Origin of the sequence: Pedobacter sp. HMWF019, from assembly GCF_003061025.1 — a bacterium.
In the GTDB taxonomy this organism is placed as follows: Bacteria; Bacteroidota; Bacteroidia; order Sphingobacteriales; family Sphingobacteriaceae; genus Pedobacter.
Map to the genome: position 1 here is coordinate 17,444 of NZ_QAIL01000611.1, position 19,076 is coordinate 36,519.

16 protein-coding genes and 1 pseudogene are annotated in these 19,076 nt (G+C 39.8%); 6 read left to right on the forward strand and 11 right to left on the reverse strand.

Annotation, left to right across the window (positions count from 1 at the left end; translation table 11 throughout):
* The first annotated feature begins 10 nt into the window (after positions 1–10).
* The 3 genes from DBR11_RS28820 (at position 11) to DBR11_RS28835 (ending at position 3,770) form a co-directional block, all read left to right on the forward strand.
* Positions 11–520: a glutathione peroxidase gene (locus DBR11_RS28820; protein WP_108555969.1), complete on the forward strand. Its 510-nt coding sequence runs from the start codon at positions 11–13 to the stop codon at positions 518–520.
* A gap of 320 nt (positions 521–840) precedes the next feature.
* Positions 841–2,526, forward strand: a complete 1,686-nt coding sequence (locus tag DBR11_RS28830) for an AarF/ABC1/UbiB kinase family protein (RefSeq protein ID WP_108555971.1) — start codon at positions 841–843, stop codon at positions 2,524–2,526.
* An 11-nt stretch (positions 2,527–2,537) separates the two neighbouring features.
* Positions 2,538–3,770, forward strand: a complete 1,233-nt coding sequence (locus DBR11_RS28835; protein WP_108555972.1) for a glycoside hydrolase family 27 protein — start codon at positions 2,538–2,540, stop codon at positions 3,768–3,770.
* On the opposite strand, the gene DBR11_RS28840 is transcribed toward DBR11_RS28835, so the two are convergent.
* Together DBR11_RS28840 and DBR11_RS28845 are read right to left on the reverse strand one after the other, a co-directional pair.
* Positions 3,767–4,711, reverse strand: coding sequence for a nitrilase family protein (locus DBR11_RS28840; protein WP_108555973.1), 945 nt, complete (start codon positions 4,709–4,711; stop codon positions 3,767–3,769). The two genes, DBR11_RS28835 and DBR11_RS28840, sit on opposite strands and share 4 nt — an antisense overlap.
* A 67-nt stretch (positions 4,712–4,778) precedes the next feature.
* Positions 4,779–5,570 (reverse strand): DUF6597 domain-containing transcriptional factor, encoded by a 792-nt coding sequence (locus DBR11_RS28845; protein WP_108555974.1) that lies wholly within the window; start codon positions 5,568–5,570, stop codon positions 4,779–4,781.
* Between the two features lie 88 nt (positions 5,571–5,658).
* On the opposite strand from DBR11_RS28845, the gene DBR11_RS28850 reads away from it, so the two are divergent.
* Positions 5,659–7,932, forward strand: coding sequence for a lipopolysaccharide assembly protein LapB (locus DBR11_RS28850; protein WP_108555975.1), 2,274 nt, complete (start codon positions 5,659–5,661; stop codon positions 7,930–7,932).
* A 14-nt stretch (positions 7,933–7,946) separates the two neighbouring features.
* On the opposite strand, the gene DBR11_RS28855 is transcribed toward DBR11_RS28850, so the two are convergent.
* The 7 genes and pseudogenes from DBR11_RS28855 to DBR11_RS28885 all read right to left on the reverse strand — a co-directional run bounded on the left by DBR11_RS28855 (position 7,947) and on the right by DBR11_RS28885 (position 13,316).
* Complete coding sequence (locus DBR11_RS28855) at positions 7,947–8,651, reverse strand: DUF2461 domain-containing protein (RefSeq protein ID WP_108555976.1); 705 nt, start codon at positions 8,649–8,651, stop codon at positions 7,947–7,949.
* A gap of 88 nt (positions 8,652–8,739) precedes the next feature.
* On the reverse strand, positions 8,740–8,970 hold the full coding sequence (locus tag DBR11_RS28860; RefSeq protein WP_108555977.1) for a hypothetical protein: 231 nt from the start codon (positions 8,968–8,970) through the stop codon (positions 8,740–8,742).
* A 116-nt stretch (positions 8,971–9,086) separates the two neighbouring features.
* Complete coding sequence (locus DBR11_RS28865) at positions 9,087–9,554, reverse strand: hypothetical protein (RefSeq protein ID WP_108555978.1); 468 nt, start codon at positions 9,552–9,554, stop codon at positions 9,087–9,089.
* Between the two features lie 133 nt (positions 9,555–9,687).
* Positions 9,688–9,984, reverse strand: a complete 297-nt coding sequence (locus DBR11_RS28870; RefSeq protein ID WP_108555979.1) for a hypothetical protein — start codon at positions 9,982–9,984, stop codon at positions 9,688–9,690.
* Complete coding sequence (locus DBR11_RS28875; RefSeq protein ID WP_108555980.1) at positions 9,977–12,355, reverse strand: ABC transporter permease; 2,379 nt, start codon at positions 12,353–12,355, stop codon at positions 9,977–9,979. The genes DBR11_RS28870 and DBR11_RS28875 overlap by 8 nt, the downstream gene beginning before the upstream one ends.
* Positions 12,356–12,558: 203 nt before the next feature.
* A pseudogene (locus tag DBR11_RS30715) lies at positions 12,559–12,744 on the reverse strand (LytTR family transcriptional regulator DNA-binding domain-containing protein); the annotation flags it as partial.
* A gap of 140 nt (positions 12,745–12,884) precedes the next feature.
* Positions 12,885–13,316 (reverse strand): thioesterase family protein, encoded by a 432-nt coding sequence (locus tag DBR11_RS28885; RefSeq protein ID WP_108555981.1) that lies wholly within the window; start codon positions 13,314–13,316, stop codon positions 12,885–12,887.
* 575 nt (positions 13,317–13,891) lie between these two features.
* Here DBR11_RS28885 and DBR11_RS28895 point away from each other — a divergent pair.
* Positions 13,892–15,745, forward strand: coding sequence for a tetratricopeptide repeat-containing sensor histidine kinase (locus DBR11_RS28895; RefSeq protein ID WP_108555982.1), 1,854 nt, complete (start codon positions 13,892–13,894; stop codon positions 15,743–15,745).
* A gap of 48 nt (positions 15,746–15,793) precedes the next feature.
* Here the strand turns inward: DBR11_RS28895 and DBR11_RS28900 are convergent, their stop codons facing one another.
* Entirely contained in the window at positions 15,794–16,687 is an 894-nt protein-coding gene (locus DBR11_RS28900; RefSeq protein ID WP_108555983.1) for a DMT family transporter, read from the reverse strand.
* 97 nt (positions 16,688–16,784) lie between these two features.
* Between DBR11_RS28900 and DBR11_RS28905 the strand changes: the two genes are divergently transcribed.
* Positions 16,785–18,200: a PLP-dependent aminotransferase family protein gene (locus DBR11_RS28905; RefSeq protein WP_108555984.1), complete on the forward strand. Its 1,416-nt coding sequence runs from the start codon at positions 16,785–16,787 to the stop codon at positions 18,198–18,200.
* A 115-nt stretch (positions 18,201–18,315) separates the two neighbouring features.
* On the opposite strand, the gene DBR11_RS28910 is transcribed toward DBR11_RS28905, so the two are convergent.
* Positions 18,316–18,720: a DUF2809 domain-containing protein gene (locus DBR11_RS28910; protein WP_108555985.1), complete on the reverse strand. Its 405-nt coding sequence runs from the start codon at positions 18,718–18,720 to the stop codon at positions 18,316–18,318.
* Positions 18,721–19,076: the final 356 nt, after the last annotated feature.

Genomic DNA, 19,076 nt, shown 5'->3' on the forward strand with positions numbered 1-19,076 from the left:
TAAAATAGAAATGAATACATTATTAATATTCCTCAGCCTGTTTTTTACACCTCCTAAGAGTGTGTATGATTTTACCATTAAAACCATCGATGGAAAAGAGGTTAAACTTTCTAAGTTTAAGGGCAAAAAAATCTTGATTGTAAATACAGCTTCTAAATGCGGGTTTACACCGCAATATGAAGCCCTTGAAAAATTACATAAAGAATATGGAGATAAGGTGGTGCTCATCGGGTTTCCAGCGGGCAATTTTGGAGGACAGGAATTGGCTACTAACGCTGCAATCCAGGATTTTTGCAAAAAGAATTTTGGGGTAACTTTTTTACTGAGTGAGAAAGTAAGTGTTAAGGGGGCTGATATTGATCCTCTATTTCAATATTTGACGACCCAAAGTAATCCGGATTTTACTGGCGACATCAATTGGAATTTCGAGAAGTTCCTGATCAATGAAAAAGGAGAGCTGGTACATCGTTTTAGATCTAAAGTTACACCATTAGATCCGCAAATCACAAAGAATTTCTAAACGAATTTCGTTTTAATTACCTAAATATGAGGAGGGTATTCATGTAAATGGATGCCCTTTTTCAACTTTAAAAAGGGATTTAAATGAAAACGGAGCCAAAGTCTTGCGACCTGGCCCCGTATCATAAATTAACGCTCTCGGTACAAATGTAGAAAAAAAACGGAATAGTTTGTCCATCCGGATTTTTTTGAAGAGAATTATGCAGAAGATAATTTATAGACATAAACGAAGTCCCGGAACTGGTTATCTGATCACCTAAAGTACACGAAAGCCCGATAAGGATATAGAAACTTGGCCTGGTTTCTGCGGAATGGAGTGCCATGATGGAATTGCAAAAAAGAAAACTCAAAAGAACTGTAACTCTGGTTAGTATACTGATGAAATATGGTTTTGAGGAAATACTTGTTAGAAGTAATATCAAAAGCCTGCTTTCCTCGGATAATGATGTTTCTGGCGTGCCTGCTACAGGAGATATACCATTGCAGCTGAGTGTTTATGAGCGAATCAGGATGGCTCTAGAAGAACTAGGTCCTACTTATGTGAAATTTGGCCAGGCTTTCAGTAGTAGAGAGGACCTGCTACCCAAAGAAATGGTTACCGAACTTCAAAAATTGCAAGATAATGTAGTGCCTGAACCTCTTGATGTAAACACTTTTATTCAGAGCGATTTAGGCATAGACATTGACCACTTTTTCGAACATATTGAATCAGTGCCATTTGCCTCAGCCTCCATCTCTCAGGTTTATAAAGCCACATTGAAGGACGGTTCTGCCGTCATTCTTAAAATCAAACGTAGCGGCATCCGCGAAGTTGTTGCTTCAGATATGCTGATCATGAAGGATGTGGCTAAATTGTTGGTCAGTTACAGTGTAGTATTCAGAAAAGTGAATTTAGTTGAAGTGCTGGAAGCTTTTGAAAAATCCATCTTTCATGAACTTTCATTTCTAAACGAGTTGTCTAATATTGAGCAGTTTTCCAGAAATTTTAAAGGCAATAAAGACATCTACTTGATCAAGACCTATCCGGAGCTTTCCAATGATAATATTCTGTGTATGGAATATGTGGATGGTATAAAAATAACGGATAAGCAAGCCTTAATAGAATCTGGATTAAAACCTGCTGAAATTGCATCCCGGGGACTGGATCTTTACCTTACGCAAGTACTGGACCATGGTTTCTTTCATGCAGACCCGCATCCTGGAAATCTATTGGTCTTGCCCACTGGTCAGATTGCCTTTATTGATTTCGGGACTATGGGGAGTATGATGCCTAAAGACAAAGAGCTGTTGGAAGATTTTATATCTTATTTTATAGCCCAGGATGCCAAAAAGCTAATTGTGGTGATTAAAAAAATGGCCATCCGTTTTAATATCCCTGATGAGATAAAACTAGAAAGAGACATTCATGATTTTTTTAATCTCCTGGAAGGCAGCTCTCTTGATCAAATGGATATAAAGGAAGTATTGAGTAAGTTTTCAAGTATTCTGAATGAAAATGAGATCTTAATGCCTGAACATTTGTACCTCCTGGTGCGTGGTATTGTTTTAATAGAAGGAATCGGACGTGCCCTGGTCCCAGATTTGAATATCATAGAAAGTCTGAAACCCTATATTCTAAAGATTGCTCTGGCCAGACTTAGTCCGGAATATTTAAAAAAGCACGGACTTAAATTTTTGAGAACAATAGCTGAGGCATTAAAAACGGTACCTGACGACCTGGTTTCCATCGTGTCAAAACTCAATAACGGGGAATTGAAAGTAGTACAGGAAATCAGAGAGCTTCCTGTCTTGAAACAGAGAATTGTACAGGGATTCAACAGAACAGTGCTCGCCATTGTTTTGTGTGGGCTGTGGATCAGTTCGGCCTTACTGGTCTTAGCGGATAAACCACCTAAATGGATAGAAATTCCCGTCCTTGCCTGGATCGGATTTACGTTGAGTATGATACTGATGCTAATATTATTGATTTCTTACATTTTTGAAAAAAAAACGGGAAAAAAATTATAAATTTCCCAGCCATGATCAAACTCTTTAAAACGTTACTCTTTAGCTTATTTCTATCTGCGGGTGCACTTTATGCGCAGGAAACTACCCAACATCCTAAAACACCGATTATGGGCTGGTCCAGCTGGAATAATTTCAGGGTGGCTATTAACGAAGATATTGTAAAAGCACAAGCAGATGCTATGGCTGCTAAAGGTCTGAAAGAAGCAGGATATCAGTATATAAACATGGATGACGGTTTCTTTGGTGGAAGGAATGCGAAAGGCGAACTGCTGGTTCATTCACAGCGGTTTCCTTCTGGAATGAAAGCACTTGCAGATTATATTCACAGCAAAGGTTTCAAAGCAGGTATTTATTCAGATGCAGGGATCAACACCTGTGCTTCGATTTGGGATAAAGATACGATTGGAGCAGGAGCGGGTCTGTACGGCCATGACGTTGAAGATCTTACCCTGATGCTCAAAACCTGGGGATATGATTTCATCAAAATAGACTGGTGCGGAGGTGAAAAGCTCGGTTTAGATGAACAACTGCGTTATACACAACTGGCCAACCGGATAAAAAGTATAAAACCCGAAGCCGTGTTTAATATTTGCAGATGGCAGTTTCCAGGAAAATGGGCAATGGAAATTGCAGATTCCTGGCGGATATCGGGAGATATCAGCAACCAGTTTGAATCTATTCTTCATATTATTGATAAGAATGCAGACCTCTGGAAATACAGTTCACCAGGGCATGTAAATGATATGGACATGCTGCAGGTCGGACGTGGGATGAGTTATGAAGAAGACCGGGCGCATTTTACCATGTGGTGCATGCTGAACTCACCATTATTATTAGGTAATGATCTGAGAAGCATCTCCAAAGAAACACTAAGTCTGGTAACCAATAAAGAGATTATTGCCCTGAATCAAGATAGACTAGGCTATCAGGCGCGCAGACTGGAAAAGAATGGTGAACTCGAAATCTGGGCAAAACCTCTAATCTCCACCATGAGCGGAACCATTGCGGTAACTTTACTCAACCGGTCGACAAAGATAGCAAGTCAGGTTTTAAACCTGGATGGCCTCGGTATTGATGCTTCAAAAGGCTATATTTTACGTGATCTGTGGAAACATAAAGATTCTCCAGTATCTACGATGAAAACGATCAGTATAGAGGTTCCGGCACACGGTGTTGTTACGCTTAAAATTACCTGTTCGCCGAAACCCTTTAATGTGTTTCAGTCTGATCCTAAAATCAATTAGGATAACCAGACAACTTTCTGTTTCGCCTCATGTTGCTGACCAATGATGTCTTTATACAGATTTGGTTTTCTGGCTTGCTTATAGCGGTAGCCTCCGGCTTTGCTTAATTTATCTCCAGTAATGCTGGCTATACAGATGCTGTTTCCCAGTTCTCGACATTCCGCAACTACGTCGCCGTAAGGATCTATAATCATGGAACAGCCATTCTTTAGCTGATCATCGTCCATACCTATTGGGTTAGAAAAGATGGCGTAAATGCCATTGTCGTAAGCTCGTGCCGGCAACCATTTCATCAGCCAGCTCCGGCCCTTGAGCCCATCAAATTCTAATCTTAATGATGTGGGATCGCTTATTCTGTTTTCCCATAATGCAGGATCTACAAAACCAGCACCAGGCCTGGTGGAAGGTGTACACATCGTTACATGGGGCATAAAGATAATATCTGCACCGAGTAATGTAGTTGCCCTTACATTTTCAATGATGTTGTTGTCGTAGCAAATCAGGATCCCACATTTCCAGCCCAGGAGTTCAAAAACAACATATTGATCTCCAGGTTCCAGATAGGGATTTATGAACGGATGCAGTTTCCTGTATTTCGAAACCAGCCCGTTTTCATCAACACAAACATAGGCTTTAAACAAACGGTCATTTTCATCCTTTTCAAACAGCCCTGCCAGAATGGCTATTTTATATTCTTTTGCATACGTAGTAAGCGTTTGTACAGATGGACCATCTGGGATCGGTTCAGCTATTGCCAGCATCTCTTCGCGGGATAGATTTCTTGCAAATGTATAGGCTGTAATAGAACATTCATGAAATGCAATCACATCAGCACCCTGAGCGGCAGCTTTTGCTGCGAGGTCTTTAATTACCCTCAAATTATAGGCTTTATCTCCATTTTTATGCTCGAACTGAGCAGAAGCAATTTTTATAGTCTTCATCTTGATTAAATTATAAGACAAAGCTACGCTGGCTTAAAATGCGAGGATTGTAGATTTCCGACAAGAACTAAACTCCGGCAGGAAAGAGGTTGACAGCCAGTTTATGGCTCTGATTAAGGTATTTCAGTGGGCTAACTCCGGTTATTTTCTTGAAATCGTGAATAAAATGCGCCTGATCAAAATACCCAGCTTCACAAGCCACCTGAGCTGTACTGCTAACAGGAGTATGTTGGAATAATTTAAGTGTTTGGTGTATTTTTACTATGCCAGAGAAATATTTTGGGCTGGTGCCAATCTGAATATTAAACTTTCGTTCCAGTTGCCGCTCGGTAATCTGGAGTTTTTGGTTAATCCATGCAATGGGTAAAAGGCCCTTATGTGTACAGATTAGTTCAAGTGCATGTCGTACCTCTGGATCTACAGAGTAGAGAGAAGAATATTTTTTGATAAAGAAAGTTTCTAGAATCTGGATTCTTTCTTCAGAGGAGAAGGCATTTAAAATTCGCTCTTCCAATTCCGTTACCTGATGGCCTAAAACATCCTCTAATGCAGTGAAATGGTTTTTGAAAGTATTGGCCGGTATACCTGTCAATGCATAGATGCCATAGGGTTGAAGAACGGCAACGACCATTCCTGTTTTTCCACTGGAAATTAAATGTTTACAATCTTTAAGTTGTCCGTAAAGAAAGCTTCCTGGCATGATGTTTTGCTGCGATCCTTCTGAAATGGGCTGATCATAATGAAATACAATACCAGGATTACCATCAGCAAACATTTGATGATTCACTGGGCCATCACTTTCTAAAATCAGAAAATGTTTGATCAAGGAATTTAAAGAAATAGCAGGGCAAATTTGCATATGGTAAAGTTAACAAAAAGAAATTGGTGATAACTGGCAGAAATTTTGCTCTAAGCCTCAAAAAAATACCCAAACACACTAACGCTATATGATAGACCTCGAATATTTACACAGCCTTTACAATAATGATAATTATGAAGCCTGCCTTGAAGCAGCCAATCTGTTCCTCCTGGTCAATGAACAAAATACACAAGCTCTATTACTAAAAGCCAAAAGCGAATACCAAATGGTCTTTTTTGAAGCATGGGATGAAGATCCGGAAGAAGACAACCGGTTTGAATCGGTTTGTGATAGTTTTGAAAGGGTATTGGAACTGGATCCTTCCAATGAAGAGGCAATGCTCTATTTAGCCTATATTTATATTGCTTTACTCAAAACCAATTTACCAAAGGCTATCGCTTATTGTGATATAATGGCGAACTCTACTCATCTGGCAACTAAAATTAAAGCCATCAGTTACCGTCAGGACGCCTGTCAACAAGAAGGACACATTTCCCTTGCGCTGGAAGATGCAGATCAATTGATCAGCTTAACTAAGGCGTTTTATAAAGAGAACAGGAACGCACTTGATGTTGAACTTGGTCAGGTATATCTCAAAAAAGGCAATTTATATCTGCAGCATCAAAATGATGGAAAGAAGGCACTGGAGATCTATAAAGAAGGCTTGGACTATATGTACCCAGATCCGTTAAATTTTGCTATGATCGCTAATCTGGCCTTTGATCAGCAAGATTATGCGTTTGGAGGCCAGGTAGCTGTTATGGCATTCCTTTCGAACGTTACCGGAGCTGAAGAAGAACTGCTGGATTTATACCGAAAACTGGAAGAACTCAACAGCAAAGGGGTAGAGAACAAGTCAATGGTGGAGGCTATTTTTGTGGCATTGAGAGTATTTGCTGATGAACTGGGCTGTGATACAGTTGAAATGCTCAACTTTGCACAACATTACATTAAAATATTTGCTGATTGGTATATTCCATATCATTATGCAGGCGCTGCGTTATATGACGCTAAAAGTTATGCTGAAGCGCTTCCGTATCTGGAAAAGAGCTTAAAAATGGGTGGGCGCTCCTATGGTGTACAGCGCTTTTATGAGACAAGCTATCACGTAAATGGTGTATTTCCGGAACTGGAAAAATGGCCTGAAGATTCTTCCTCAGATTATTACAATGCCGGTGTTAATTTCTATGAGTTTGAAACACAAGCCTACAACCCATCGATTGGCAGGGAGTTGCTAAAAATCAGAACCAACTTCTATAAAATATCTTACGATGGTTTTTACGACTATTTCTGTAATCACCATCACAGGAAAGGTGCAAATGATGCCGATGTACATGTATTTGCCATGTGCTGTAATAACTATGGCATCGCATTAACTGCGCAAGGAGCTTATGAAAAGGCAGCAGAAGTACATCAGCTGGGCTATTCTTTTTCTCCTTTCTGGGAGCAGCTAAGCAGTTGGGGAACCGCCCTTAAAAGACTCGAAAAGTATGATGAGGCCTTAGAGGTATTCAACCGTGCAGTAACTTATGGTAGTAGTTATTTAGATTTCAGTGATTACATAGAACTTAGAGGAGAAATTTTGGAGATTCTCTTCAAATTGGGGCGTCTGGAAGAAACCAGAGAGTTACTCACAACAACTGATCAGGAATATAATGACTTTATCAGGAACAACCGGAAAGAACTCTCAGAAGCGTATCTCTTTACCCTGAATGAAAGGTATATTACTGTTCAGAACATCCGGCTTGACCTGCTTAAAGAAGGCAGTCTGGAAGAAGCGAATAAAGCCTGGCAGGAACAATTGGAAAAGCATCCTGATGACAATTCTTCGTGGTTTATGCTGATGCAGAATTATTATCAGATGAAAGATTACCGGCAGTGTATCGCCTGTGCAGACAATTATCAATCTGTCAAAGGGAAAGCCATTCAACTAGAATCCGTTCAGAAAGTACATTTTATGCGCGGTATGTCTTATCTCTACCTGGGAAATTATAACCAGGCTAAAGAGAACCTGAAAATATTGCTTCAGTCATGTCAATCAGGAGATCCCGCAGAAGAAAGCATCATTAGCGATGTCAACCTTCGCCTGGCAGAATGCTGTTATAATCAGGAGCAATGGAAAGAATGCATGGACTTTGCGTGGGATGGTATTGATTGTTACAACAGAAATGGCTGGAAGTGGGATGATGCACGTGTAGAAATGACACTCTATTATGCAGATGCCTGCAAAGCAACCGGAGAATTAAAAGCCGCTATAGGTTCACTGGACACCATATTAAAGATGGTTCCCGGCAATCAGGAAGCAATAAGGAGAAAAAAGGAGTGGAAACCAAACCGTGGTCTTTTCTCCTTTTTTAAATAATTTAAGACTAGTAGCTATATTGGCAATCCGTTAATGTCTGTTGTAAGCACCTCGCTCATATAGTCGAAAAATGGACGCATCCCCATGAAAGTACGGTTAACCTCTTCCAGAAAGTTTTTACTCAATACTTCTTTGTCTGAAAACTTTCTGGAAATCAGAAATTGCTTATAGCGAAGTAAATCAATAGCCTCGTTGCCGGGATCATAGCCTTTAGGTGCTGTTTTGAGCTGCTCTCCATGCAAGGTATCAAACAAGGAAATAAAAGTAGGATTAGCCAGTATTTTTCTCAAAGAGGAGGGATCAAAAGCGATATCATCTCTAATGAGTTTCAGATCTTCTGGCACAGGTCCCCAGAAACCTCCACCGATAAAACTATTTCCGGGTTCAATATGAAAATAATATCCACCCCTGCGATATTTGGTTGCCCGCTTAAAACTGCCGCTCCAATGAGTTTTATAAGGAGTTTTATCTTTCGAAAAACGTGTATCACGATAGATCCGATATAAGCTCTTTTTGCCTGATAAAGTTTCAATCACATCGTGAACTGATAATTTCTCCAGCAAAGCATCTGCAAATATCTCAATAGACTTTTGTTCTTTCTGAAATTCAGTTTTATGGTCATTGAACCATTCCCTGTTGTTGTTGTTCTTTAGCGTATTTAAGAAACCAAAAGTAGAGGGGGGTAATTCCGAAAATTGTTGCGCAGCTGTTTCTGACATATAATAAGATTCTGTATGGCATCTAATTTATACCATATTTAGGAATTTATTGTCAAATAATTATAACAATGGCCGGAAACAACAGGCTCTAAAATCTATACCGAAGGGAAATGGCTTTGCCGATTGCATTGATCAATTCCCGATCCAGGCTTTCTTCTTCCGTGTCGCTAAGGTCCCAGGTTTTATCGGAACGGATTAGTTTCAACTCTTTTCCATGGAGTAATATGTTGATTTCGTTGGTGTTAGAAGAAGGTTTTTCTCCTAAAATAGAAAAATTAATATCGGTATCTTTATACGTAATGCGAAGGGGTAAACTCATGAGGCTGCAAATATAGAAAATTCCATGCTTCTGCCTAATGAACAAATTGAATAAATTTGGAAAAGAGAATAATTTATCATCCCAGCCGGGCCAGGATGATAAAATTTAAGCCGTAATTATAATCTGAAGCCAACTTTTAAGGCTGCATAAGATGTACCGGCGTCTTCAATTCTGAAACCAAGATCAATGCGGTTATTCACTTTATAACCAATACCACCTCCAACTAAGAAGTTTGTACCATAGCCATTAAATCCAACAGCTGCACCTAAATTGAAGTTTAAAAAGAATTGCTTGTCAACATAATACTTAATTCCACCTTTTAAAGGCAAAAAGGTATAGTTCTCGTACCAGTCATGCTTTGGAAATAAGGTTTCCACACCTGTAGCTAATGTTAAACCCAATTTGCGTTCTGCTGGCCATTCTGCTTCTAAAATACCACCAATACCTACGTTGTACGCTTTACTGAACGGAACGAGTAATTCAGGAGAGAGCGTTACTTTTGCAGATTGAGCATGTAGTTTTGTTGTAAATGAGGTGAATACAATCGCAATCAGCGCAATAGTTAAGTTGGTTTTCTTTTTCATTTGTATAAATAGATTATTTTTCTGCTTTTTTTTACAAAAATCAGACCAGATAGACCACTTTAAAACAAATGATAGAGTTTTCCTTTTTTTATGACCACTAATCCTGCCGTATTCAGTTGTTTGGTTTCGGCGTTCATTGGTCCCAGTATTTTTCTTCAAATGTAAGGATCGTGGAGTTAATTTCTGCAATCATAGCCTCTACAGCATCTTTATTCCGTTCCATTACACGGAAAAGTGAAGTCAATTGACTATAAGTTTCGAATGTATTTACTGCCTGGTTAGGACGGTTTGCAATCAGCAAATGAAATGCCTCCTCTACATTCCTGTAAAAATCAAGGGGTACGCCAACTTTCAATACTTCTTCCAGAACCTCCTTCAACTGGATGCATTCGGCCACATGGTTATTTAATGTATCTATAGAGTTATTCATATTTTAAAGCCTCTGCCGGATCTGCCACGGCGCTTTTATAAGACTGGAAACTAATGGTAAGCAACGCGATACCTAGGGTTAGTGAAGAAGCTGCAACAACTACCCACCAGGAAATTGAGGTACGGAATTCAAAGTTTTGAAGCCACTTGTCCATCAGGTAATAAGACAGCGGGACTGATATAAGTATAGCAATGCAGACCATTTTCAGGAAAGACTGGGAGAGCAACTGCATTAGATGCGAAGCAGAGGCACCAAGAACCGTTCTTATGCCAAATTCTTTGGTTCGTTGTGCTGCACTGAAAGAAACCAGACCATATAAACCCATACATGAGATAAAAATTGCCAGTCCGCCAAATATATTGGATAGGACACCAAGTTTTTGCTCTTTTTGCATCATTTCTTCATACACTGTACTTGTGAAACGCAATTCAACGGGATAGGATGGATTAAGTTCCTTACTGATCTTAGTTACAGTTTCTATATTTTTCTGCAGACTGCCTGTATAGTTAAGCCGCATCGTAATGTAACCTGTATAATCTTTGTCAAATGAAATCAGCAGCGGTGTATTGGATTTGTAAGGAGAATCCCATACATAGTCTTCAAATACACCTATAACCTTTTTCTCCTGACCAGCAAGTTTAAGGATTGTGCCTATAGGCTGCTTTAAATTCATCGCTTTTACGGCAGTAGCACTGATTAATACACCAGCAGTATCTGAAGCATATTGTTTTGAAAAATCTCTTCCACTTTGCAGTTTTAATCCATTGGTTTTGATAAAATCGTAGGTTGTACCAACCCGGTTAAACAGAATGTCACTTTCGGCAGGGGTGGCTCCGGGCCACTGTACATTTTTGATAAAGGAACTATGATGCACCAAGGATACTGATGATTGGCAAACACTGGAAACTGCACCAGATTTAAGCAGTTGTTCTTTAAACAGTTCATATTTTAACTGTAAATCTCCATCCTGGGGCATTTCTATCAGGGCATTTGTATTGCTGCCAATCGGTCGGTTTTTTATATATTGTATCTGCTTGTAGATCACCATAGTAGATATGATAAGCAATACGGTAAAACAAAACTGGCCTACCATTAGTATCTGTCTCAGGTTTACAGAAAGCCAGGAACTTCCTGGAACTTTTCCTTTTAATACCTCTACGGGATTAAACGAAGACAGGTAAAATGCAGGATAGCTCCCCGCAACCAGTCCTGTAACCAAAACGATTCCGAGCAAGCTGGCCCAATTGTATAAATTGAAGTATGAAATGCCCATGTTTATGTTCAACAAATGGTTAAAGGCCGGAAGAAAAGCCTCCACCAAAGCAAGAGCGATTACGATGCTGATAACTGCCAGAACCATAGATTCAATCAGGAACTGTAGAATTAGCGAACTTCTGGTCGCACCTATTGTCTTCTTAATGCCGACTTCCTTTGCCCGTTTCTCTGATTTTGCTGTGGCCATATTCATAAAATTAACACAGGCAATCAACAAAATTCCAAAGGCCAGACCTGTAAAAAGCCAAATCTGATCGATTGCTCCACCAACACTCTTACCATTTTCAAATTTGCCATGCAAATGCATACTGGATAACGGATAAAGAAAGTGGGGTATAACACCTCCGGTGATGTGTTGATTACGCTTGATCAGATCATCCAGTTTTTTGTTAACCGACGGGATATCGGAGCCAGGGCTCAACCTCATTAATGTTGAAAAGCTATAGTTGTTCCAGTTCAACCCTCTTGCATCTGGATTTACTGTTTCATAGAATGACCAGGGCATTAAAAAATCAAATCTATTGGAACTGTTTTCCGGCAGGTCTTTAATTACCGCAGAAACAATTAGATCATTTTGTGCTTCATATTTTACAGATCTACCCAATACATCTGTAGAACCAAATAACGTCTTTGCGGTGCTTTCTGTTAAGACAACAGATTCTGGATTATTTAAAGCGGTTCTGGGATTGCCTTGAATAAAATTATAATCATATATGTTCAGCAGATCAGGCTCTGCAAACTTGGCCTGTCTCTTAAAGGTATTTTGACCGTTTGCAATCAGTTTTTTAGAGCCATAGTTCATTCGTGCAATATATTTAACTTCAGGGATCCCTTGTTTTACCAGGGGAGCAAAGGCTGTTGTTGTACCGTCAAAGGTGGCTACGATTTTTCCGCTATCGTCGCTCACATTCGTCATTGCAACATACACATCAGAGGCATTTTTTGATTGCTTGTCAAAATTCCATTCATAAGATACATACAGCAATAAGAGAAAGCAAGCGGCTAGCCCGATGGCCAGTCCAATTACATTAATGCAGGAAGAAACACCATTTTTGAATAGGTTTCGTAATGCAATTTTAAGATTTAATTTAAACATATATGTTAATTTACAAAGTACTAGCCGGTTTTTCAATGCTGTGCCAATATTACACCACAATCTATTTACCTGCTTCAGAAGCTGTATTGAGGGATTTACCCGATATATAGTGACCGAAACCGAACACTTGTTGTGCACAAATGAACAGAGGATAGCCTCAGGTTTCTAAGTCTGGTAAGTGGACACATCACCTCCGCTTTGTATTAGCCGCCGATAGGAAGTTCAATGGATCCAATTTCAAGGAATGCAGCGTTAAAAGACCGGATTTTGTCTATGGATATTAAAAAAGAACGATGAATACGAAGGAATTTTTTATCTGGTAATTTTTCTTCCAGATAGGTAATCCGCTGATGCGCAATAACTTCTTTTTCAACGGTTCTAACTCTTACATTTTGGCAATGAGAGGAGGTAAGATCGCTCTGTTAGGAAATGTTAAAAAGGAATAGAGCGGGGAAACTTGTGTATACTGAGAAAATAGTTCAGAGCAAGGAAGATGAAAGGTTAGGGGAGTTGTAGAGCCCCCATTTCATTAAACAAATTCAAAATCATCTGCTTTTGGAAATTTATCCAATCCAGAAAATATAGCATCAGGAACAGGCCTAGCTAATCTTCTTTTGATGGTATTAATCCATGCACCTTCTACCTTAATTAATGCATGCAGTGTATTGTCTTCTGCGAGAAACTCATGCTGGATGACCCAGAAAGAACCGTCATGCTTCATCTTCAGCAGTTTGGTTATGATATGTATTTTGGAATTGAGATGGATCTCCCTTTTAAATTCACATTGTTCTTTGAACAGAACCGGCCCAACGTTCTCGGTCTTCATCAGGTCTATGGTAATCCCATATTCATTTAATATTTCAATTCTTTCCTGTGCCGCCAGATCATAATAACTGCTGTGGCGCAGATGAAAATTAGGGTCCAGATCTGACCATCTTAAATTCAGGTTTTTCTTACTCATACTCGTAATCGTATTTACTGAGCTCAAATATACTCTTTGACCTCAGCATTTGGATAAATGACCTTGTCATTGTTAGGTAAAAGCCATAATAGCATTAATGGCTTGGCAGCAGAAAATTCACACCAAACTGTACCGCTGTACCCGAAAATCTATTTTTAGCTGCAAAGTTTTGTGTTGACCTGCCCATTAATCCAATTTTACCAGGAGTGATCCAGTAAGAACTGTATCCTCCTATGCCCCAGATCCTGTCAGACAACAAAGTTTCTTCGGTACCAATATCCTCACTGATCTGTCGGGTATAATGACATTGTAGTAATTCATGTCGGCGTAACCGTAATAAACCGGAATGATAAATCCTGCATGAGGGACAAAATAATCGCCAGGATTAAAAGAGGAACCATTATAGTGACCTTGAGAGAAGGTGGTCGTGCTGATGAACACAAGAACTAATAGAGTAATTAGTTTTTTCATAAGAGAGAGAGTAAGCGTGTTATTTTAAACAGGTAATTAAAAAAAATGTTTTAAATAAGTTTATCTTTATATCAATCACTCTTTGTTATGTAAATTCCCATCTAATGAGAAAAACCTTGTTGTTTTGTCTTATTCTGTTTTTGTCTGAAGGCATTTGCAATGCTCAGCCTGATGAACTGGATAATCTTAAAGCATCGTTGCCAAAAATCAAGGACAGTTTACGCTACATTGATGCAATCAACAGGATCGGTATGCTCATGTACGAGCGAAATGTAGACAGTACATTTTACTATGGTAAAAAGGCAAGGGAAATGGCCTGGCGACTTAGATATAAAAAGGGCGAGGCCGATGCACTAAACAATCTGGGTGTTTTTTTTGATTTGAAAGGCAACACCCAACTTGCACTTCGCTATTATAATGATGCTTACCAACTGTATAAAGGGCAAAAAGATTCTGTGAACAGCGTACAAACCCTGATGAATATCGGGATGGTATATAAGGAGATTGGGAAAGACGACAAGGCAAAACAATGGTTTAAGGCCAGTTTAAAACAGGGGAAGAAATTGAGTAAGGATTCCATTATGTCTCTTGTCATCTATAATTATTTATTGTTATACCCCACGGCATTTAGCCGGGATTCAATGCGGTATTATCTGAATAACGCCAGAAGTATTGCCGCAAAATATAAAGACGAAAGAACATTGGTTGCCATTGGGCAACTGACCGCCGATGACAGGATTGCCCATGGCAACAGAACGGAAGGTTTGGCGCTGCTGGATACAACAATTACAGAGGCATTGAATAAAAAGCTCTATTATGTGAGTATGGATATGCTGATTGATATGGGTGATCAATTGATTAAAACAGATCCTGTAAAAGCAGCAAAGTATTATCAGCAGGGTCTTGATATTTCTGAAAAAAACGGGTACCTTATCTATAATGAGCTATTGGCCAGAAAACTATTTGATCTTTATACATCGGCAGGCGATAATCTTAAAGCTTCAGTTTATGGTAAACAACTGATCAGGTTACATGATGAACAGGAAAAGATAAATAACGAATCTGGTGTAGATTATCTGGACTACGCACTGAAGGAAGAACAGATAAAATCTTTAAAGCAACGTTCTAAATACCAAAATGTCTTACTGATATTAGTGGTATTGGCCTGCTTTCTGACTGTTTCGGTATTACTCGTCATCAGGCATAACTTGAAACGGGTAAAACATTTAAATAAGCAGATCATTAATCAAAACTCGCAAATGAGAGAAACGCTCATTGCACTTGAGCAAAGTCAGAATGATAATACCAGAATGATGAAGATTGCGGCGCATGACCTAAGAAATCCAATTGGAGCAATTACCTCACTTGCGGGCATAATGCTGGATAGCCCCAGAGATGACGAAGAACGCACCATGCTCGAAATGATCAAAGAAGCCAGTCAAAATTCGCTTGAACTGGTGAGCGATCTGTTGCAGACACAATTTAAAACAGAAGAGCTCACAAAGGAACCCGTTGATCTAGGAGAGATGCTGCAATATTGCGTGTCTCTGCTTCAAAATAAAGCTGAAGCCAAAGGGCAGGAGATCAAGCTTCAAACACGATCACTGACTGTGCCTGCAAACAGGGAGAAGTTATGGCGGGTGATGAGTAACCTGATTGCAAATGCCATCAAATTTAGCCCTGAAGGAGGTATTATTGATATACAGATGGCACCAAAAGCAGAGAGTGTTCTGATTTCTGTAAAAGATCATGGTATTGGCATACCGCCAGAAATGAAGGACAGGATATTTGACATGTTCACCGATGCGAAAAGAACGGGTACGGCGGGAGAACAGGCTTTCGGCTTGGGGTTGGCCATCTCTAAACAGATTGTAGAGGCGCATGGCGGAGCGATTTGGTTTGAAAGTAGCCCAGGAGAACAGACTACTTTTTTTGTGGATCTTCCATTTGCAAGTTAGGCACTTCTATAACTGAATCGGAATCTCCTTGCATGATCTTCTTGTTGTTTACTTTGCAAATTTCCTGGATCCGGCAACGCAAAGAATAACGCCAAGGGTTATCGCCAACATACCAATGCTTACTTTTTCATGTAGTAGCGTAGCTGCCAGAGCTAAACCAAAAAAAGGTTGAAGGAGCTGTAACTGTCCAACAGCTGCAATACCACCCTGGGCCAGGCCACGATACCAGAATATGAAACCAATGAGCATACTGAATACAGATACATAAGCAAGCCCCATCCAGGCTGAAGTGCCAATAGCCGAAGGTGATGGCGGTAACATGAAGAGTGCCATAGGTACCATGATTGGTAACGCCAGAACCAGCGCCCATGAGATCACTTGCCAACCACCCAATGTTTTGGAAAGTTGCGCACCTTCTGCATAACCAAGCCCACATAGAATAACGGCAAGTAGCATTAAGATATCACCAGTGGGCGAGGCTGTAATCCCCTGGGCCACGGCGAAACCGACAACCAGTAAACTGCCTATGATAGAAAACACCCAAAATACTGGACGAGGACGCTCCGCCCCACGAATTACACCAAAGATTGCTGTCGTAAGCGGAAGCATGCCGAGAAACACCAGTGAATGTGCTGAAGTAACATATTGAAGAGCCAGAGCAGAGAGCAGAGGAAAACCAAAGACAACGCCCAGGGATACAATTGTTAATGAGAAAAGCTGGGCTTTTGCAGGTCTCTTTTCTTTGAAGAAGAATAAGATACAAAGTGCAAGCAGGGCAGCAATACTGGCCCGGGCAGCGGTTACAAACATTGGAGATAAGTCCAATACGGCCAGCCTTGTAGCAGGTAGAGAGCCACTAAATATCAATACACCGATAAAGCCATTGATCCAGCCCTTGTCAGTATTTCCAGTTGGTTTGCCAAGAAAAAGTTTATTATTCATGATATGGGATTATAATTTTATACGAAAGTAAAGGAGCTATACTAATGAATACAGTATCAGTTTTGTGTTTATTAATGGATACAGTTACCTTTGCTGGATGACCAGAGATTTTTTATATAATGAGATTGCAAAGGGAATAGGCAGCCAGATTACCAATGGGGTTTTAAAACCTGGAGATAAGTTGCCTTCTGTAAGAATATTATGTAAAGAACATCAGATTAGTATGAATACCGCAAAGCGGGTATTTATGGAGCTGGAAGCGCAATCATTAATTGAGTCAAAGCCTCAATCAGGTTATTTTGTAAGCCAGCGTTCCTACTTAAAGCTCCCCTTGCCGGAAGTGAGCCAGCCATCATCTGTAGCCAAGGATGTGGAACCAAATGAGTTGATTGACAAAGTATATGCCCATATGGGAAGTCGTGAGCTCACTCTTTTTTCCATTGCTGTTCCTTCAGGAGATTTATTACCGTTGGCAAAGCTGAAAAAAGAAATTATATATGCAACGCGTGCATTGAGGGAAGGTGGTGCAGAATATGAGCCTTTACAAGGCAATGTGAAATTGAGGAGGATGATTGCTGCACGGTCCTTGTCGTGGGGAGGAAGCTTGCATGAAGATGATCTGGTGACAACCAATGGCGCAATAAATGCCATTTCTTTATGTTTGATGGCATTAGGAAAGCCGGGTGATACAATTGCTATGGAAAGCCCTTGTTATTCTGGCACCTTGCAACTGGCCATAAATCTTGGATTTAAAGTGTTGGAACTGCCCACGCATCCAGTTACAGGCTTAGAGATAGAGGCGTTGAAAGCGGTTATTCATAAAATTGACATTTGCCTGCTGGTCCCTAATTTCAATACACCACTAGGAAGCTGTATGCCCGATGATCATAAAAAAGAGGTTGTAGAGCTATTGTCCAGGCATCAAATCCCACTTATTGAGGATGATATTTATGGCGATCTATACTTTGGTACTCAACGTCCAAAATGCTGTAAGTCATTTGATAAAGAAGGAAATGTTTTGTGGTGCAGTTCTGTTTCAAAAAACCTGGCACCGGGTTACAGAGTGGGGTGGGTAGCCCCGGGTAAATACAAAGAGAAACTATTAAAACTTAAATTAATTCATACCATATCTTCCCCTTCTGTGGTGCAGGAAGCGGTTGCAAATTTCCTCAAGAGGGGAAAATACGATCATCATTTGCGTCAGCTTCGCCGGACGCTGCAAGATAATTATCAAAATTATGTTGATGCTATAATTCAGTATTTTCCTGAAGGAACTAAAATCAGCAGACCTCTGGGTGGCCTTGCGCTTTGGGTAGAATTCAGTAAGGAAATTGATACGATCAGGTTATATGATCTGGCGATTAAACAAGGTATCAGTATTTCACCGGGGCGTATGTTTACGCTGCAGGATCAGTATGAAAATTGTATAAGGCTTTGTATTGGTTTAACCTGGTCTGATGAGTTGAAGTTTAAATTAAAGCAGCTAGGAAGTCTTGCTGGAATGATTGCGTAATTTATTTAAAAATATGTTTTATGATCGCGCTGAATCTTACAGATTCTGAGGCTTGATCATGAAAACATATTTTTCTGGGTGCGCATCTGGGTGCAGATATAGGTGCAGATATGGGTTAATGGGGGTTGGTCGTATCTTTTTGCATTGGCAAATACGGTGTTGTCAATATACAGATAGCAACGCCTATTGTGTAAGCAATCATATCACTCCATAAAAATCCACGCCCTAACACTAGAGCACCTAAGGTTGTATTTCTGATCTGGTCTATCCAGGGGGCACTATAAAGTTGGCTGATTTCGATCAGGTAACAGATGGATAAACTAATTAGTGCAATCTTTCTATAGCTTGATCTAAGGAGAAAAAATCTTATAATGAGGAACATCATGACTGCATAGAGTACATCGCCAACGATGAGTGGAATCATTACCGTTTTTCTGGATAGAAGACCCAAAATTATAACGATAAGGATTAATAATGCATAGATTAATCTTATTTTGAGAGGTGCGTGTAGGGATTTCATGTTGTAAGTGTCAATGGGTTTTTAAATATATTAAAAATATGTTTTGCGAGGCTGGTATGGGGTTTCTGCAATGGAGGGGTGAAGATGGTATTTTGAAAACGGGTATTTGTAGGGTATGCATACTGATTCCACTTATAAAGCCTAATTATCTTTATTTTTTTTACGTCCTGGGTAGTCTTTGTCCGTCTTTATTTCAAGATCAGCAAAACCAGCGTATGAAACCAGATTACAGTTCTACCAGTACACATTTAGAAGAGGTATGATTTCCCAAGTGGGGTTGTTTATTCTTTGGGTATTTTGTATATCTGTCGTTTTTTATTGTTACCTAATTTGATATTATGCAGAGACTCGTCCTT

Coding starts and splice junctions, on each gene's coding strand:
- DBR11_RS28820 (WP_108555969.1), top strand. CDS start 11: ATGAATACATTATTAATATTCCTCAGCCTGTTTTTTACACCTCCTAAG.
- DBR11_RS28830 (WP_108555971.1), top strand. CDS start 841: ATGATGGAATTGCAAAAAAGAAAACTCAAAAGAACTGTAACTCTGGTT.
- DBR11_RS28835 (WP_108555972.1), top strand. CDS start 2,538: ATGATCAAACTCTTTAAAACGTTACTCTTTAGCTTATTTCTATCTGCG.
- DBR11_RS28840 (WP_108555973.1), bottom strand. CDS start 4,711: ATGAAGACTATAAAAATTGCTTCTGCTCAGTTCGAGCATAAAAATGGA.
- DBR11_RS28845 (WP_108555974.1), bottom strand. CDS start 5,570: ATGCAAATTTGCCCTGCTATTTCTTTAAATTCCTTGATCAAACATTTT.
- DBR11_RS28850 (WP_108555975.1), top strand. CDS start 5,659: ATGATAGACCTCGAATATTTACACAGCCTTTACAATAATGATAATTAT.
- DBR11_RS28855 (WP_108555976.1), bottom strand. CDS start 8,651: ATGTCAGAAACAGCTGCGCAACAATTTTCGGAATTACCCCCCTCTACT.
- DBR11_RS28860 (WP_108555977.1), bottom strand. CDS start 8,970: ATGAGTTTACCCCTTCGCATTACGTATAAAGATACCGATATTAATTTT.
- DBR11_RS28865 (WP_108555978.1), bottom strand. CDS start 9,554: ATGAAAAAGAAAACCAACTTAACTATTGCGCTGATTGCGATTGTATTC.
- DBR11_RS28870 (WP_108555979.1), bottom strand. CDS start 9,984: ATGAATAACTCTATAGATACATTAAATAACCATGTGGCCGAATGCATC.
- DBR11_RS28875 (WP_108555980.1), bottom strand. CDS start 12,355: ATGTTTAAATTAAATCTTAAAATTGCATTACGAAACCTATTCAAAAAT.
- DBR11_RS28885 (WP_108555981.1), bottom strand. CDS start 13,316: ATGAGTAAGAAAAACCTGAATTTAAGATGGTCAGATCTGGACCCTAAT.
- DBR11_RS28895 (WP_108555982.1), top strand. CDS start 13,892: ATGAGAAAAACCTTGTTGTTTTGTCTTATTCTGTTTTTGTCTGAAGGC.
- DBR11_RS28900 (WP_108555983.1), bottom strand. CDS start 16,687: ATGAATAATAAACTTTTTCTTGGCAAACCAACTGGAAATACTGACAAG.
- DBR11_RS28905 (WP_108555984.1), top strand. CDS start 16,785: ATGACCAGAGATTTTTTATATAATGAGATTGCAAAGGGAATAGGCAGC.
- DBR11_RS28910 (WP_108555985.1), bottom strand. CDS start 18,720: ATGAAATCCCTACACGCACCTCTCAAAATAAGATTAATCTATGCATTA.